The organism is Streptomyces sp. NPDC001732 (assembly GCF_053596315.1).
On sequence record NZ_JBSFFY010000073.1, the window covers coordinates 13,538 to 29,621 of the forward strand.

A 16,084-nucleotide genomic window follows, 5' to 3' on the forward strand; every position below is an offset into this window, starting at 1 on the left:
GCCCCCCTGCGCACGCCCCCCACCCAGGCCGTCGACGCGGACCACACGGTCTACACCTGGACGACTCTGGACCCGCCCCTCCACGCCCGATACCGCATGGAGTGGCGGCTGAAGACCGCACACCCTCAAGAGAGCGAGCCCGTGAACACCCTCACTCCCAGCGCCCTCATGACCGCCGCCGGCATCGTCCAGGAAGGCGACATCCTCCTCCAGACCGTCACTCAGCCCTTCGACCTCCCCGCCGAGGCCGACAAGGCACGCCGCGCCGTGCGTGAACTCGACGCCGCGATCTCGCGCGTCAAGGAACTCCACGACTTCGGCAAGGGCATGGGCATCGCCGCCCCCCCCAGATCGGCATCGACCGCGCCGCCGCCGTCATCGTCCCGCCCGGAGACGGATCCGCCCCGATCGTGCTGCTCAACCCCACAATCGCGGAGTCCTCGGCAGAGACCGACCAGCAGTACGAAGGATGCCTGTCGTTCTTCGACGTACGGGGCCTTGTCCCCCGACCGCTCCACGTCGTCATCGCACACACGGACATCGACGGAACACCCCGGCTCACTCGCTTCGACCACGGTCTGGCGCGACTGGTCCTGCACGAGGTCGACCACCTCGACGGCAAGCTGTACCGCTCCCGCATGAAGCCGGGAACCCAGCCGATTCCTGTCGAGGAGTACCGCGGCACCGGGCAGAACTGGACCTACCAGTGAGGTCTGCCTGCGCATAGACCGGTCTGCCGACAACTCGGCACCTACGAACGGACATTGAGGTCCGTCTCCTCGCACCGCCCCGCCGGAACGACCCGCTCGACCAGGCGGCCGTAGAACGAGGTGATCTGCTCCAGCGATCTCTCGTCGGTCCCACTGACGAGAGTCGAGGTCGATCTGCTTCGAGCTGAACTCCAGCGAGAACGGCTCGCCCATCCACAGCCCTGATACCTTCTCCAACGCCGCACCCAGAACATCCCAGGTCGTGCCCGGGTAACTAGTGGACTCCAGCACCCCCAGCGCCCCCTCACGCAGGTACTGGCCCACCGTCCGCCCTGCTGCCAGCACATACGCGAGATCCGGCACACCGTCACGTAACGGCGTCGGCACCGCGATCACCGCCACGTCGAACCCCACCGCCCCGTTCGGCGACGCGGCCGGCCGGTAGGACCCCTCCCGTAGCAGCGGCTCCAGCTGCACTGCGGTGATGTCCTCCACCGGCGAGCTCCCGCACGCCAGGGACGCGACCCGCCGCTCGTCGGTGTCCAGACCCACCACCTGGTGGCCCGTCTGGGCGGCACGTACCGCCAGCGGCGGACCGACATAGCCCTGGCCGACAACCAGGACCCGCAGACGGCTCACCCCGGCGCGGCGCTCGGTTTCCGGCGCGGCGGCGCCGACGGCGGCCGGCGTCCGCGTACTTGCTGGAGTGGACACACTGATCATCAGGTGCTCCTCAGTTCGAAAGGGGATGAGAGGTCCCGCAGGCCCCGCCCGGGGCGGTCCGGCCCGCCGGAACGCAAAGAAAAGTGCTGGTGACCGGCGGCCGCCCGGGCCCGAAGGAAGCAAAGGGGGCCCGGGCGGCCACCGGCGTCTGAGGGCCGGAGGGGCTGGTGGGCCGCAGTGGCAGGCTTGGTCTTAGGAACCGCGCACAGCGGCATTCGGGAAGCGGGCCGCCGTCCCCCCGCCTGCCGCAGGCACGAGGGCCCCGGCCGGGTGGTCCACGGCGACCGACTGGTCAGGCACCGTGACAGGTGCAGGAGCGGAGGCGGTGCGCGCGGAGGCTATCTCGCCGAGGCCGAACCACGCCGCAAAGACCACACCGACAACGTTCGTGGCAATAACCGCCGCGCCGGAGAATGCGCCGTCGGGGCGTTGTCACGTTGGTGGGGTGTTGATCGATTGAGGGCGCGTCAGGGCGTGGAGGGATCGGGCGGGGCCTGGGTCACGCTGCGGCAGGCAGGCCGGCGACGCCGGTGATCTGGTCCCGGATGGCGAAGCGGGTGGTCATCTCGGTGCGGTATTCGGGGGCGGTCATCAGGTGGCGGCGGGGCCGGAAGTGGGGTGGGATGCCGCTGAACGCGGCCAGGAACTGCTGGGCTTTGCCGAGGCTGCGGAAGCCTTTCATGGCGCGTTCGCGCTGGCGGGTGGGCTGATGACTGTTCTCGGCCCGGTTGTTCAGGCCCTTGTGGGCACGGTGCTCGACGGAGGCATGACCTCTCGGTGGGCCGCGCCGTAGGAGCGGAGCTTGTCGGTGACGACCACCCTCGGCACCGTGCGGGTCGTCTTCAGCAGGCGGCGGAAGAAGCGCCTGGCCGCGGCCTTGTCCCTTCGGCCCTGAACCAGGATGTCGAGCACGGTGCCGTCGGCGTCGACGGCCCGCCACAGGTACGTCTGCTCTCCGTTGATCCTGAGGAAGACCTCGTCCAGGTGCCCCTTGTCGCCCGGCTGCACACGCCGGCGGCGCAGGCCGTTGGCGTAGGCCTGCCCGAACTTCGCGCACCAGCAGCGGACGGTCTCGTAGGAGACGAGCACACCGCGCTCGAGCATCAGCTCCTCGACCTCGCGGAACGACAACCTCGCGGAACGACGGCGGGAAGCGGAAGTACAGCCACACACAGTGCGCGATGATCTCCACCGGGTACCGATGCCCCTTGTACGACGGCGGCGCGCTGTCCACGGACCACCCCTCCCAGCACGACCAACCAGAAGATCATCTCACCCGGTCAGTCAACGTGACAGTGCCTCTCCACGGACTCCTGCCCACGACCAGCGTGAGTGCCCCGAGAGTCGGTCACACCATCCCTTTGACCTGCAGCTTCAGGTTGGCGGAGGCTCACTCCCGCCGACCGCACCGGCGCACCGCACGGAAGTGGCCGCCACTTCCGTGCGGTGCGCCGGTGCGCGTACAGAGGGTGACGGCGCATCGGATGCGGTGCACTCGATGCACCTCCCTTGACCAGGTGTGTCGCCGGATTCCACCCAGCCCATCGGATGGAAAGCAACCCTTGTCCACCCATGAGTTTCCGCGTGATCTTCGACGTTTCCCCTTGACAGCGTCCGCTACCTCTTCGGAGGCGGCACGCACAGGATGCCCGACGCACGGTGGCGGAGGGGAGAACTCTCCCTTCCGGCATACCGCGCACCGTCACCGTCCGTAAGGGCGGTGCGCGGTGCGGGCGGCGAGACCTACCACCGGATTCGCCGGGCAGAGGCGGCGAGCACGGAGTCGTCGAGCGCAACGGGCAGGGGCGTAGGGGTGGCTCCACAGGCTCCGTCAGCCGAGCAGGACGGTGGCCGTGTTGATGAGTTCCGCGTCGGCGGCCTCGGTGCGGTGGGCGGCAATGCCGGACCGGAAGAGCGCTGCTCCTTCGATCAGCGCGGTGAAAACCCTTGCCCGTGCCTGGCAGACAGTGTCGGGGAGAGCGGGGTTGCGGGCGTGGAGGAACCCGGCCACATGGTCCTGGTAATCGCCGTAGAAGGTGCGTAGGACCGTCGCGACGGATTCGTCACGGCCCGCCAGCGCCCACAACTCGGCGTAGACCCGTACGAGTCGCGGATCATCGTGCTCGGCCAGGAGTTGGCGGATCAGCCCCTCCACGTCCGGCGTAGTGTGCGAGGCCGCGTCGGTGAACAACGGGGTCAGCCTGTCGAGCGAACGGTCCAGGGTGCGGTGTAGAACGGCGGCGATCAATTCCGTGCGGGAGGGAAAGTAGTACTGGACGTGTCCCAGGCGCGCTTGCGCCGTGACCGCCACCGCCCGCATGGTCAGCTCGCTGTACCCGGACTCGAAGAGGATCTTCTCGGCGGCGTCCAGGATCAGAGCGCGCCGCTGGGCCCCCTTGGTCGTGGTTGCCGTGCGCTTCTCCTGCTCCGGGGACCGGTCGTTCATGCCGCCACACCCTCCGCGTGTTCGTCGCGCCGGGCCCTGCGCACAACCAGGTCGACGCCCTGTGCGGCAAGGTCCGACGGCACGCTCTGCGGACTCGGGAGCTGTTCGGGGAAGATCACACCGCTCGGTGCCGGGGCGCCGTCCTCGCCGCGTACCCGGCGCAACCCCATCAGGGCACCCAGGGCGGTCAGATGGGCCTGCCCGGCCGGATCGGTCACGGTCGCGGAGAGGGTGTCGCCCCGATGGGTGACGTCGATGCGGAGCTGGGCCGTGCCCCCTTCGCCGGGTGCGTACAGCAATCCGCGGCGGGCGCCGGTGAAGCGCTCACCACGGCCCCAGCGGAAGAACCCGAGCCGCTTGGCGGCCAGCAGGGCCGTCGTGGACGCGGGCGAGCTGAAACCGATCCGGGTGGTTGCGGTCTGCGCCGAGAGGGTGAGGGGGAGAGTGAACTGCTCGGGGGTGTCGATCCTCGCGACCCGGGTGAGCGCCTCTCCGATGCGGACGCGGCGTGCGTCACTCAGTGGCATGACCGTGTGCCGCTGTCCGTCCCGCATCACCTCGTAGTCCAGTCCGAGACGGTCCATGAACTCCACCGAGTCCGCGCCCGCCCGGTCGGCGAGGTCCCAGCGAATGGCTACTTCGACCGCGTCCGCGCCGCCCAGCCGGTCGCCGAGACTCGCGGCGACGAGGCTGGTGACACCGCCCATCCACGCGGAGGACAGCAGCACCGGCGCGGTCGGGCCCGCCAGTGCCGCGACGGTGGCCGCGCGCTGCAACCGCGTGGTCCAGCGGGTGACGTCCACGAACGGCACACCGCCGGTGATCGCGGCGCGCAGCACCCGGTCGTCCGGATCGTTGACCACGGTGACGACCGCGCTGATCGCGGCTTGGAACGGCGCCGGGTCCGCAAGGTCCCAGGTGCGCAGTTCCGCGCCCGTCTCGTCCGCCAGTGGCTGTCCGCGCCGCACGGTCCGTCCCGTCAGTACCAGCGGCCACGACGGGGCCGCCATCCGTGCGAGCTCCGCGCCGACCGTGCCGTATCCGCCGACCAGGAGCACAGGTCCGTCGGCGTCAAAGATGAGTTCGTCATTCATGACACCAAATATAGGTCAAGCGACCAAAAAATTTCGCGGGGGGGTGCCGGAAGCGCTCGGGCCCGAACCACCTCGCTCGCCGATCGCGTCGGCGATCACTTGTCGGGGCGCGCAAGGACGGTTCGGCCATGCTGCTGTGACGTCTCGGCACTCCTTCGGCATCTCCCGCCACTGCCCGCCGGTCCTGAACCGCCAGATCACCCCCTCGAACTGCTGCCGCAGCCGCTCGGGGTGCGGACCGTACTCGCCGATCGGCAGATACGGCCCGATGAACTCCCACTCTTCGTCCGTCAGTTGCATGCGCGTCACGCCAGAAGGTCTACCGGCCCAAGCCCCGCCGCGAGGGCGAATCCCGCAGATTGATCACGACCCGATACGGGGTCTGTCAAACGAGCGGTGTAACTCGACTTGTTTATTACTGACGGGCTGCGGAGAGGCGGCCGTCGAAGGTGATGTCGAAGGCGTTCAGTGCGGTCTTCCAGCGCATGGTCCAGCGAGCTTGGCCCTTGCCGGTGGGGTCGAGCGACATGATCGCCATGTAGACGCACTTCAACGCGGCCTGCTCGTTGGGGAAGTGGCCGCGGGCCTTGACCGCCCGCCGGATCCTGGCATTGACGGACTCGATCGCGTTGGTCGTGCAGACGATGCGTCGGATCTCGGTGTCAAAGCGCAGGAACGGGGTGAACTCCTCCCACGCGTTCTCCCAGAGCCGCACGATCGCCGGATACTTCCAGCCCCAGGCGTCGGCGAACTCGGCGAACCGCTCGAGTGCCGCCTCCTCGGTCGCCGCGGTGCAGACCGGCTTGAGGAGCTTGGCGATTTTGTCCCAGGCCTGGCGGGCGGCATAACGGAAGGAGTTCCGCAGCAGGTGGACCACACAGGTCTGGACGGTCGTCTTCGGCCAGACCGCTTCGCCCGCGTCAGGCAGGCCCTTGAGCCCGTCGCAGACGAGCATGAGGACGTCGTTCACGCCGCGGTTCTTGATCTCGGTGAGGAGGTGCATCCAGTGCTTGGCGCCCTCACCGCCGGCGCCGGCCCACAGCCCGAGGATGTCGCGACGGCCGTCCGTGGTGACGGCCAGGGCCACGTAGATGGGCCGGTTCGCCACGGCGCCGTCGCGGATCTTGGTTCTGTCGACGATCTTGTGATCCGGACGGTCTGGACTCATCGTGCGAGCAGGACGCGTTTGCGAAGGAGATCGAGGTCAGCACGGCCGAACATCTGGCGTTTCAGCATCTTCAGCCGGTTGATGTTGCCTTCAACAGCGCCGGAGCTGTACGGCAGGGACAGGCCGTTGCGGACGGCGTCGAAGTCGCGGCGGAGGTTACGGGCGAAGCCTGCGAGCGGAGCCAGGTTGTCGTGCTCGACGCTGGCGATCCACTCTTCGAGTCGGTCGCCGTGGCGTGCGGTCATCATCGCGGCGAACTTCCTGACGTGGCCGGTGAGCCGGTCGAGTTCGGGATCGCGCTCGCGGAGACGGTGCAGCTTGTCGGCATCCTCGTCGCGGAGGTGTTCGGGGGGCATGATCCAGGAGGTGACCTCGCGGACCGAGGGAGGCCTGGGTCCGACGGCGGGTGCGTGACCGCGCCCGGTCCGGTAGCGCCGTAGGTGACGCTGGACAGCCAGCTCACCTCCCGGATAGCCGAGTTCCTGGATCTCGTGGTAGAGCTGAGCGGCGTTTCTGACGCCCTCGGTCCAGCGCCGGTGCAGGTAGCCGATGTACGGGTCGACGACATGCGCCCGCTGCAGGCTCTTGGCGACGGCATCGTCAGCGGAGCGAGCGCCCACCAGCTTGCGGACGGTGGCCTGGTGCAGTCCGAGTTTCCGGCCGATCGCCGCCTTCGGCATTCCTTGCTCCCACAGTTCGTGGGCGGCGGCGTGCTGTTCACGCAGGCGGGTCACGATCTTCAGCTCTGTCGGTGGCTGGACCACTACGGGCTCGGCTTCCAGGGTGTCGGCGGGTTCGGGCTGCGGCTCGGCCAGGTGGGAGCGGTGGGCGTTCACCGTCTTCTCGACCGCCTGGCCGAGGGTTGGCCCACAGGTGATCGCGAACAGCCAACACCACCCGCTCAACCGTCCGGATCACAAGATCGTCGACAGAACCCGGATCTTCACGTGGATCGCGTCGATGAAGATCACTGGATAGACGGCGTCGAGTGGCCGGTTCTGCCATTCGGCCATGCCTTCGAGGACCTTGTCGGTGATCGTGGAGATCGTCTGGCGGGATACGTCGGCGCCATAGACCTCCGCGAGGTGGGCCTGGACCTCTCCGGTGGTCAGGCCCTTCGCGGCGAGCGAGATGACCATCTCGTCCACGCCGGTCAGGCGCTTCTGTCGCTTCTTGACGATCCTCGGCTCGAAGCTGCCCTCCCGGGCGCGTGGAACGGCTGTTTCGACCGGGCCGACGTCGGTGAGCACGGTCTTGGCGCGGGTGCCGTTGCGTGAGTTGCCGCTGTTCTTCCCCGCCGGGTCGTGCTTGTCATAGCCGAGATGGTCGGTGATCTCGCCCTCGAGAGCGGACTCCAGGAGCCGCTTGGTCAGCTGCTGGAGCAGCCCTCCCTCGCCGGTCAGCTGGAGGCCCTCGGCCTGAGCCCGACCCACCAGCTCGTCAATCAGCCGGTCGTCCACAGACTTTACCGGCGCCACCTCAGACGGCTCGACGGGCTCGGAATCGGTCACGTTGTTGCTGGTCATCGATGCATCTTCCATGATCGGGAGTTACACCGAACGTTTTACAGTCCCTGTTGCCGCTGCTTGTATGCCTCGCGGTCGAAGGCGGGTGGCCTGCCGCCCCGACTGCCCCGCCGTAACCGGTGGCCGCGCTGATCGGCCGGAATGGGGATGACCGCCCGGATACTGCGCTTGCGCAGGTGCTCGCGGATCGCGCGGGAGGAGTACGCCTTATCGGCCAGGACTACGTCCGGCCTTGTGCGGGGCCGTCCTCGCCGTCGAGGAACACGAAGGCGGGCCATGAGGTGAGCGAAGGCGGGTGCGTTACCGGCCTGTCCGGCAGTGAGCACGAAGGCCAGTGGCCGGCACTCGGCATCGGAGGCCAGGTGGATCTTTGTGGTCAGTCCGTCCCGGGACCGGCCGATGGCGTGGTCTGCCGGTTCGCCTGCTGGGGCCCCTTTTTGCGGGCCCCGGCCGCGTGCTGGTGTGCGCGCACGATGGTGGAGTCCACCGAGACAGCCCAGCTGAGGTTGTCGGCGGCGTCGGCCTGTGCGACCAGCGCGGTAAACACCCGCTTCCAGGTGCCGTCGATGGCCCACATCCGCAGCCGGTTGTACATGCCTCGCCAGTTGCCATACTTCTCGGGGAGGTGGATCCACTGCGGTCCCGTCTGGGACTTCCAGGCGATCGCGTCAATCACTTCTCGGTGATCCCGCCACCGGCCACCCCGCCGCGGTGTCCGGTCTGGGAGTAACAGCTCGATTCGCGCCCACTGCGCGTCAGCCAACGGCACACACGAACAACGACCGGAGGTGCTGGTTGGAACGGCGCCGCTTCAGGCAGGCGGCCCAGTGCGGAGCCGCCGCGCGTCCCGCACGAGCGTGTACAAAGCGCTGAGCAAGATCACGACTCCAGCCACGAGCCAGAAAGCTGAGGCCCCAGAGCGGTACTCACGAACGGCAAGAACGAGCAGCATCACGCTGGCAAGGACGCCGAAGGCCGAGATCAGAGCGCTGATGCGGTTAGTCACATGGACATCATCAGCGACTACCTCGGCCAGCGGAAGTGATCCAAACGAAAGACCCTAACAGCTCGGACGGATTGGCGGTCCCCATAGCCGCATCCTCCCAGCCTGAGCAATCCATTCCCGAAGCTGCTGGGCCCCGGAGCCGATCCTCGACGATCCGCGGTGGGGCGAGTGGCGTGGTGGTCGCGGGTGCGACGTCAAGGGCGTGGGTGTCGCCCGGCTTTCAGCGCTCAAGGACTGGCATATCAACTTCCTGGGCCGCTGGCAGTTCGACATACGCAGCAGTGGACCCACCCCCGGCCTCTACAGCTGTAGCAATTAGGGGTACTCTACGTCTGTAGAGGAATTGAGCGTGTGGACGGGAACGACTGTGACGGAGAGCTCGACACGACGGAAGCAGCCGGCCGACGCGGCGATCAAGGCGCCGGCCGCGACGGGTACGCGGGGGACTGACCCACCGAGCCGTCGACCAGCGGGCGGGGCTGGCGGAAGGCTCCTGCTCCTCCTGCTTCAGGACTCGGCAGGTGCTCCTGTAAGCCCGCCACATTGCTGCTGACGGGCATCACCTCGGTAGAGAAGATCGCCGAGGCAGCAGTGGCCGTCCTGGAGCACTGGCCAGCCCAGGTGCGTTGCGCACGACGGCACGCCACGAACCCGCCCTTGAGGCGACACGCAGGCCCGAACTGCGGTCGGTACTGAAGACCGCAGCCGGGAATGCGACGGCCGGTCGTCGACCCGCCTATGGCGGTCGACATCCCCGAGCCGGAGTAGCGCGCGAAAACACTCATGGCTTCCATCGGCGCTCTGATCTTCGAGCATCCGGCCGGCCCGGACGGACTCGACCTCTACCCGGCCGAACTGTGCACCAGGCTGCTGCACTGGATCCAGAACCTGGCAAGAACCGAAAGAGAAATCACCTTATGGACCACGTACTCATCGCCGGAGCAGGCATCGGCGGACTCACCCTCGCGGCGGGACTCGCCGGCCGCGGCATTCCGGCCGTCGTCCTAGAGCAGGCGGAGCAACTCGCCCCTGTCGGGGCCGGCCTGACTGTGCAGCCCAACGCGCTGATCGCGCTGCGCCGCCTGGGCCTGGCCGAGCCTTTCGAAGCCGTCGGCGCGCGGCTATCCACGGCCGCGGTCTACGATGCCCGCGGCCGCGTGCTGCTGAAGCCCAGCCCCGCCCAGGCCAGCGTCCTGCTGGCGGAGGTCGGTGCCCCCACTCTGGGCCTGCACCGCGCCACCATCCACCAGGCGCTGGTCGGACAGCTCGGCACCAGCGAACTGCGGCTCGCCTCGGCCGTCACCGCCGTCGACCCCGAACAGGCCACCGTCACCCTCGCCGACGGACAGGAAGTACGCGGTTCCGTGCTGGTCGGTGCGGACGGCCTGCGCTCCACCGTCCGAACCGCGCTGCTGGGCGTCCAGGCACCCAGCTACAGCGGCTACTACTGCTGGCGCGGCGTCACCGATGCCAACCCCCTGCCTGGCGACTGGTTCGGAGAGATGTGGGGAGCGGGCCGCCGCTTCGGCGGATGCGTCATCGACGGTGGCCGCCTGTACTGGTTCCTGTGCGCCAACGGCCCCGCCGGCGGCAAGGACAGCGACACCCGTGCCGCGCTCACCCGGGCCACGGCCGAGTTCCCCGATTACGTCCGCCAGGCCGTCAGGGACACCCCCGTCAGCGCCGTCCGACGCGACGACATCCGGGACCGCCCGCCGGTCACGCAGTGGGGCCGGGGCCGCACCACCCTGCTCGGCGACGCCGCCCACCCCATGACCCCCAATCTGGGCCAGGGCGCGTGCCAGGCCATCGAGGACGCTCTCGCCCTCACCGACCTGATCACCGAGTACGGTCCCACTCCCGACGCCCTGCGCCGCTACGAACGCTTCCGCCAGCCCAGGGCCAACGCCGTCGTCAAGGCCGCCCACCAGCTCGGACGCATCGCCCACTGGAGCACCCCCACACGCACCCGGGTACGCAACACCCTTGTCCGCCTGGCCCCGGCCTCCGTCCTGGTACGCCAGCTGCGCACCTCCTGGCGGCTGCCCGAGACCACGAGCTGACCCCCAGGCCCCCCTCCACCCACGCCGATTCACCGGAAGCGAGCACAAGATGCACGACCTCGACACCGACACCGGCCTTACCCCCCTCTCGGTCCTCGGCCTGGGCCTTATGGGCCAGGCCCTCGCCGCGGCCTTCCTGGGACAAGGCCACCCCACCACCGTGTGGAACCGCACCCACACCAAGGCCGAACCCCTCACCGCGCGGGGCGCGCAGCTCGCCTGGACCGTCCGTGACGCCGTCACGGCCGGCCCGCTCGTGGTCATTTGTGTCTCCGACTACGACACCGTGCGTGACATCCTCGAACCCGTGAGCCGGGACCTGGCCAACCGCACCCTGGTCAACCTGACCTCGGGCACCTCACAAGAGGCCCGCGAGACGGCCAAGTGGGCGGTGCATCAAGGCGCCACCTACCTCGACGGCGCGATCATGGCCGTACCCCCGGCCATCGGCACCGCGAACGCCACCATCCTCTACAGCGGTCCAACTACCGCATTCGACCAGCACCAACAGGTACTCAGCAGTCTCGGCGGCCCCGTGTACGTCGGCGCAGACCATGGCCTGCCGTCCCTGTTCGACGCGGCCGCACTGAGTTTGGTGTGGAGCACACTCAACGGTTTCCTGCATGGCGCTGCCCTGCTCGGCAAGGCAGGAATCCCCGCGACCGCATTCGCCCGCTTCGCCAAGACGGGCATCGAAACCGTAGCTGACTGGGTGCCCGGCTATGCGCAGCAGATCGACGATGGCGCCTACGAGGCCACCGAATCCACCGTCAACACGAACCTGGCCGGAATGAAACACCTCCTCCACGAAAGCCACGCCGCCGACATCAACGCCGAACTACCCGAACTCCTCATGACGCTGGCCGAAAGGGCCGTAGCCAAGGGGCACGGCAGCAACAGCTACGCAGCGGTCATCGAACAGCTTCGTCATCCCACGCCGTGACTGACAGCCACCAGCTGCCCTGACCGGTGGTGTTGCGTTGGCCGCCCTGAGCGAAGGGCGTAGCGGGCCTTCCAGTCGGGTGTCTGCTGCTCTGTGCGGACTGGGCTTGATCCGCTTTGACGGACATTCGAGATCAGGGGTTCTGCCCCGGGAGGATGTCCATCATGGAGAGCATGAGGGAAGAAGAAGCCTCGCCCTCGCCGTTCGTTCACGCCCGAGTTCAAGGCCGAGATCGTCGGGCTGTGCCGGCGTGGTGACCGCTCGGTCGGTCAGATCGCTAAGGACTTCGATCTGACCGAGACCGCGGTACGGCTGTGGGTCAGCCAGGCTGAGGTCGACGCCGGTGAACGAGACGGTCTCCCAGTGTTTGTTTGGGGGTGGGCTGGTGGCAGTGGGCGATTGCGATGCCCGTCATGTCTGACGATCTTCAAAGCGTCGGTCCGTGCCGTGAAAATGCGGTGACAGGTGGGTGGTTGACCGATCCGGGCTGGCTGGTGACTGCCAACCCGGAACGGGTCCTGGCGGCGCTGGGCGGTGCGGCGGGTCGGGAGGAGGTGCCGTCGGCTGCGGTGTACCGGGAGGCGGGGGCTGGGGTGCGGCGGCAGTTGCTGGCATTGGACGCAGCCCGGTACGGGGATGCGGCGTTGGCGGCACGGATCACAGCCGTGCCGGTGGAGGGCGAGCCAGCGACGCGATGGGCTGTGGACTGAGCCACGGGCGGCCTGGTTACCCCGCAGCTCCGGCACGCCCTGACCGGCCACACCAACCCAGTCCGTGCGGTGGCGACGGCGGCGGTGGACGGCCGTCCCGCCGTTGTCACCGGAGGTTTCGATTAGGTGGTGCCAGTGTGGGATCTGGCCACCGGACAGCAGGCCGCTTTTGTCGTGATGTTCCCCGCACCTGTCCGCGCGGTGGCGGTGGCACCGGGCGGAGACCTGCTGACCGGCTTCGGCTGGGAACTCGCCAGCTTCTCCCTCCGGTGACCGCACACACCGTGCCGGGCCCGCCCGGAGCAGATGCCCTCATACCATCCGGCACTGTTCCCGCGGCTGCAACCGCCGGGCATGGAACCGAACCAGACAACACACGTCACCGGCGACGGCAGGATCGCGGGCCCGGCGCGGGCGGGCCCGCACCCGACAAGACGGCGATGGCGGACCCACCAGGCGGGTACAACCAGCTGGTTCGGGCTCGCTCACGCATCCGCGGTACCGGCCGCAGGCGGCTACGGCGCTCGGCTTGCCCTGACGACAGTCCCATCACACCCGGCCGGGCCGCCTCCCGGCGGCCATGCAGTCCGAGGGATCGCGGCAGGAACACCGGTGTCCTCGTAAACCTCTGACCGAGTGGTGCCTGCTGTGCAGAAGAGTGGTGTTAGTCGTAGGTCGTGTCCGACTCATGGGTGAAACGGCCTGATGAAGCCGTAGAGCAGATCGAGAAGGTGCCTGCGGAGCTCCTCGGTTGTCAGGGGGAGTGCGCCTGCGCCTGCCAGATGGTCGAAGACGAGGCCGTCCAGGAAGGCCACGAATATCGGCGCCTGTGACGGCGGATCGGATGCACCCGCAGCGGTGAGTAAATTTTGTGCTACGGCCCGGTGGGCTTTGCCTGCGGCGACGAGAACGGCATGCAGCTCGGGGCGACGCGTGGACTCCAGGGATAGTTCGTAGCGGGCAAGCATGCGTTCGCGACCTTCGGCGACCCAGCGTTCGACGAGATCGGCAGCGACCGTAGCAACCTGGGCAATGTCCGCTGGCTCGGCTATGACGGGGCGATCGGCCAGGTCTGCAGTGTCCGCCTCGGCCAACCGCTCGACCGCCGCCTGCAGGAGCGCCTGCCGGGTGCGGAAGTAGTACGAGCAGGTGCCGGTCGGTACACCAGCGGCCTCGTCGACCGCGCGGTGCGTCAGCCCTCGCATCCCCGCCCGGGCCAGCGTGCTTATCGCCGCATCAGCCAGTTCCTGCCGCCTTGTCGTGCGTTCGGCCACTGTTTCCTCCCTCTCTACGACCACTCCACTCTACAGGTGTAGCATTTCTGGTGATTGCTGCAGATGTAGAGGGTAGGTGCAGTAGGTGCAGGGACGTCACGCGCAGGGCGTGAGTCCACGTAGTGTGATCGTGGTCGGAGCAGGGATTCGGTGGTCTGGCCGTTGCCGTCGCTCTGATCCGGCGCGGATAGCGAGTGAAGGTACTGGCACACGCCCCTGAGTTCGGCGAGATCAGTTCCGGGCTTTCGGGGCGGTCCACCGGTTCGGGGCCTGGGTGACGAAGGCGCGGTCGAGACGGTCCGGAGCCCGGTCGGCCTCACGCGTTTGCCGCGGACCGCGCCCTGGATACCGAGTTCGCGCATCAGGCGTTCGATGGTGCAGCGGGCTGCGGTATGCCCCTGCCGGTTCAGCTCGCGCCAGATCTTCCGGGCCCCATAGACGCGGTAGTTGGCGGTGTGGACCTGACTGATCAGCTCCTTGAGCTCCGCATCCCGCACCGAGCGCGGCGACGGAGCGGCCAGGCGTTTTTTTGTGGGCGTAGTAGGTGGAGGGTGCGATCTGGCAGTTGTGCTCGGTGAGCATCCTGCAGATCGGCTCGACGCCGCCGAAGCGGTCCCGGTGCTCGTCGATGAACGCTACGAGCGTGTGTGGGGTCGGTCGAGCCCGGCCGCGAAGAAACTCGCCGCCGCCTTGAGGATCTCGTTCGCCCGCTTCAGTTCGGCGTTCTCCTTCTTCAACGCCTTGAGCTGGGCGGACTCCTCCGTCGTCGTCCCCGGGCGGGCCCCCGCGTCGATCTCATGCTGCTTCACCCAGTTCCGCAGCGTCTTGCGGGAACCGATACCGAGCTTTCAGCCGGGGCACCTCCGCCGATATGCACCACAGCTTCGCCGACATGATCGCCTTCGCCTCCCGGTCGACCCGGCTGCACGCCGGAGAGGTCCTGTGCTCGGGCACCGTGCCCACCGGTTGCGGGCTGGAGCACGGCCGCTTCCTGGAACCGGGCGACACCATGGAACTCGAAGTCTCCGGCCTGGGCGTGCTGCGCAACCGGGTGGTGTCATGAACCGCGAACCACTCATCCTCGGCGTCGGCGCCACCCCCTTCGGCCGTCACCTCGACCGCTCCGCCGGCGACCTCGCCGGCCAGGCCGCGCACGAGGCGCTGCGCGACGCCGGGCTTGTCCCGGCCGACATCGGCGCCGTCTTCCATGCCGCGGTCAGCCAGAAGGCGATCGACGGCCAGCACATGATCCCCGGCCAGGTCGCCCTGCACCCGTACAGCTTCGCAGGGATACCCGTGGTGAACGTGGAGAACGCCTGCGCGGGCGGCGCCACGGCCCTGTGGCTGGCGATCGCCCACGTACGGGCGGGCCTGTCGGACGTCGCCCTGGCCGTCGGCGTGGACAAGCTCGTCCACGCCGATCCCGCCAAAGGGCTGGCGGTGTTCGACGGGGCCATGAACATCGCCCACCGCGAGGAGCCCCTGGCCGCGCTCGCCGCCCTGACCGGCCCACTGCCGCCCGAACTGACCGTGGACGGCGACCGGTCGGTGTTCATGGAGATCTACGCCGCCCTGGCCCGCGCCCACATGCAGCGCTTCGGCACCACCGAAGCCCACCTGGCCGCGGTCTCGGCGAAGAACCACGCACACTCCGTCCACAACCCCCGGGCCCACTTCCGCCGGGCGTTCACCACGGAGGAGGTCCTGGCGGCACGGCGGGTGGCGTGGCCGCTGACGGTACCGATGTGCTCACCGGTCAGCGACGGGGCCGCCGTCGTCGTCGTGGCGCGGGCCGACTTCGCCCATGACGGGTCGGCCGTGGCGGTGCTGAGCAGTGTCCTGCTGTCGGGCACCGACCGGGCGGCGGACGACGCTGGGCGGCACATCGGCCGCCTGGTCGCGCTCGCCGCCTACGAGAAGGTCGGCATCGGTCCGCAGGACGTCGATGTGGCAGAGGTCCATGACGCCACCGCCTTCGGCGAGATTCAGCAGGTGGAGAACCTGGGCTTCTGCCCGATCGGCGACGGCGGCCCGTGGTCGGCCGCGGGCGCCGGCGCGCTCGGTGGCACCGTTCCGGTGAACCCGTCGGGAGGACTCGAATCGCGCGGCCACCCGGTGTCCGCCACCGGACTGGCCCAGATCTTCGAACTGGTCACACAACTGCGCGGCCGGGCGGGCGAGCGCCAGGTCCCCGACGCGCGCATCGCCATCGCCGAGAACGGCGGCGGCCTCTACGGAATCGAGGAGGCGGTGGCCGCCGTGACCATCCTGGGGAGAACACGATGACACCCGGCTACGCCGACCTGATCCTGTCCGCGCTGCGCAGGCGGCGACTACGCGCCCGCCATCCGTGACGGCGTGCCCTACAACCGGTACACCTCCGTCTCCGACCCCGCCGACCTCGCCGCCATGGACGCCCTG

13 protein-coding genes and 7 pseudogenes are annotated in these 16,084 nt (G+C 68.6%); 8 read left to right on the forward strand and 12 right to left on the reverse strand.

Features of this window, described 5'->3' with window-relative positions:
- Positions 1-377 precede the first annotated feature (377 nt).
- Entirely contained in the window at positions 378-710 is a 333-nt protein-coding gene (locus tag ACWCXX_RS35495; RefSeq protein WP_451134614.1) for a peptide deformylase, read from the forward strand.
- A 285-nt stretch (positions 711-995) separates the two neighbouring features.
- On the opposite strand, the pseudogene ACWCXX_RS35500 reads toward ACWCXX_RS35495, so the two are convergent.
- The 9 genes and pseudogenes from ACWCXX_RS35500 to ACWCXX_RS35540 form a co-directional block, all read right to left on the reverse strand.
- Positions 996-1,433 (reverse strand): annotated as a pseudogene (locus ACWCXX_RS35500) (hypothetical protein); the annotation flags it as partial.
- A 499-nt stretch (positions 1,434-1,932) separates the two neighbouring features.
- Positions 1,933-2,667 (reverse strand): annotated as a pseudogene (locus ACWCXX_RS35505) (IS6 family transposase).
- A gap of 597 nt (positions 2,668-3,264) precedes the next feature.
- On the reverse strand, positions 3,265-3,879 hold the full coding sequence (locus tag ACWCXX_RS35510; protein WP_451134592.1) for a TetR/AcrR family transcriptional regulator: 615 nt from the start codon (positions 3,877-3,879) through the stop codon (positions 3,265-3,267).
- Complete coding sequence (locus tag ACWCXX_RS35515) at positions 3,876-4,973, reverse strand: saccharopine dehydrogenase (protein WP_451134594.1); 1,098 nt, start codon at positions 4,971-4,973, stop codon at positions 3,876-3,878. Before ACWCXX_RS35515 ends, ACWCXX_RS35510 begins: the two co-directional genes overlap by 4 nt.
- A gap of 15 nt (positions 4,974-4,988) precedes the next feature.
- Entirely contained in the window at positions 4,989-5,282 is a 294-nt protein-coding gene (locus ACWCXX_RS35520; RefSeq protein ID WP_451134596.1) for a transposase, read from the reverse strand.
- 106 nt (positions 5,283-5,388) lie between these two features.
- A pseudogene (locus ACWCXX_RS35525) lies at positions 5,389-6,099 on the reverse strand (IS256 family transposase); the annotation flags it as partial.
- A gap of 38 nt (positions 6,100-6,137) precedes the next feature.
- Positions 6,138-7,046, reverse strand: coding sequence for an ISL3 family transposase (locus ACWCXX_RS35530; RefSeq protein WP_451134598.1), 909 nt, complete (start codon positions 7,044-7,046; stop codon positions 6,138-6,140).
- Between the two features lie 30 nt (positions 7,047-7,076).
- Positions 7,077-7,667: pseudogene (locus ACWCXX_RS35535) on the reverse strand (transposase); the annotation flags it as partial.
- 53 nt (positions 7,668-7,720) lie between these two features.
- Positions 7,721-8,436 (reverse strand): annotated as a pseudogene (locus tag ACWCXX_RS35540) (IS5 family transposase); the annotation flags it as partial.
- 1,154 nt (positions 8,437-9,590) lie between these two features.
- Here ACWCXX_RS35540 and ACWCXX_RS35545 point away from each other — a divergent pair.
- The 5 genes and pseudogenes from ACWCXX_RS35545 to ACWCXX_RS35565 all read left to right on the forward strand — a co-directional run bounded on the left by ACWCXX_RS35545 (position 9,591) and on the right by ACWCXX_RS35565 (position 12,662).
- A complete protein-coding gene (locus ACWCXX_RS35545; RefSeq protein WP_451134600.1) occupies positions 9,591-10,736 on the forward strand; it encodes an FAD-dependent monooxygenase in 1,146 nt (381 codons plus the stop codon).
- A 49-nt stretch (positions 10,737-10,785) separates the two neighbouring features.
- Positions 10,786-11,679, forward strand: coding sequence for an NAD(P)-dependent oxidoreductase (locus tag ACWCXX_RS35550; RefSeq protein WP_451134602.1), 894 nt, complete (start codon positions 10,786-10,788; stop codon positions 11,677-11,679).
- Between the two features lie 210 nt (positions 11,680-11,889).
- Positions 11,890-12,141, forward strand: a pseudogene (locus tag ACWCXX_RS35555) (transposase); the annotation flags it as partial.
- A complete protein-coding gene (locus ACWCXX_RS35560) occupies positions 12,093-12,389 on the forward strand; it encodes a hypothetical protein (protein WP_451134604.1) in 297 nt (98 codons plus the stop codon). The pseudogene ACWCXX_RS35555 and the gene ACWCXX_RS35560, both read left to right, overlap by 49 nt.
- Before the next feature lie 129 nt (positions 12,390-12,518).
- Complete coding sequence (locus tag ACWCXX_RS35565; RefSeq protein WP_451134606.1) at positions 12,519-12,662, forward strand: hypothetical protein; 144 nt, start codon at positions 12,519-12,521, stop codon at positions 12,660-12,662.
- A 413-nt stretch (positions 12,663-13,075) separates the two neighbouring features.
- On the opposite strand, the gene ACWCXX_RS35570 is transcribed toward ACWCXX_RS35565, so the two are convergent.
- From ACWCXX_RS35570 to ACWCXX_RS35580, 3 genes are all read right to left on the reverse strand, one after another.
- Positions 13,076-13,663, reverse strand: a complete 588-nt coding sequence (locus tag ACWCXX_RS35570) for a TetR/AcrR family transcriptional regulator (RefSeq protein ID WP_451134608.1) — start codon at positions 13,661-13,663, stop codon at positions 13,076-13,078.
- A 14-nt stretch (positions 13,664-13,677) separates the two neighbouring features.
- Positions 13,678-14,160: an IS3 family transposase gene (locus ACWCXX_RS35575; RefSeq protein ID WP_451134610.1), complete on the reverse strand. Its 483-nt coding sequence runs from the start codon at positions 14,158-14,160 to the stop codon at positions 13,678-13,680.
- A gap of 138 nt (positions 14,161-14,298) precedes the next feature.
- A complete protein-coding gene (locus ACWCXX_RS35580) occupies positions 14,299-14,502 on the reverse strand; it encodes a transposase (RefSeq protein WP_451134616.1) in 204 nt (67 codons plus the stop codon).
- A 20-nt stretch (positions 14,503-14,522) separates the two neighbouring features.
- On the opposite strand from ACWCXX_RS35580, the pseudogene ACWCXX_RS35585 reads away from it, so the two are divergent.
- Both ACWCXX_RS35585 and ACWCXX_RS35590 read left to right on the forward strand, forming a co-directional pair.
- A pseudogene (locus ACWCXX_RS35585) lies at positions 14,523-14,726 on the forward strand (fumarylacetoacetate hydrolase family protein); the annotation flags it as partial.
- The gene (locus ACWCXX_RS35590) at positions 14,723-15,949 is read left to right on the forward strand and encodes a thiolase family protein (RefSeq protein WP_451134612.1); all 1,227 of its coding nucleotides are present in this window, start codon (positions 14,723-14,725) and stop codon (positions 15,947-15,949) included. The pseudogene ACWCXX_RS35585 and the gene ACWCXX_RS35590, both read left to right, overlap by 4 nt.
- The last annotated feature ends 135 nt before the right edge of the window (positions 15,950-16,084 follow it).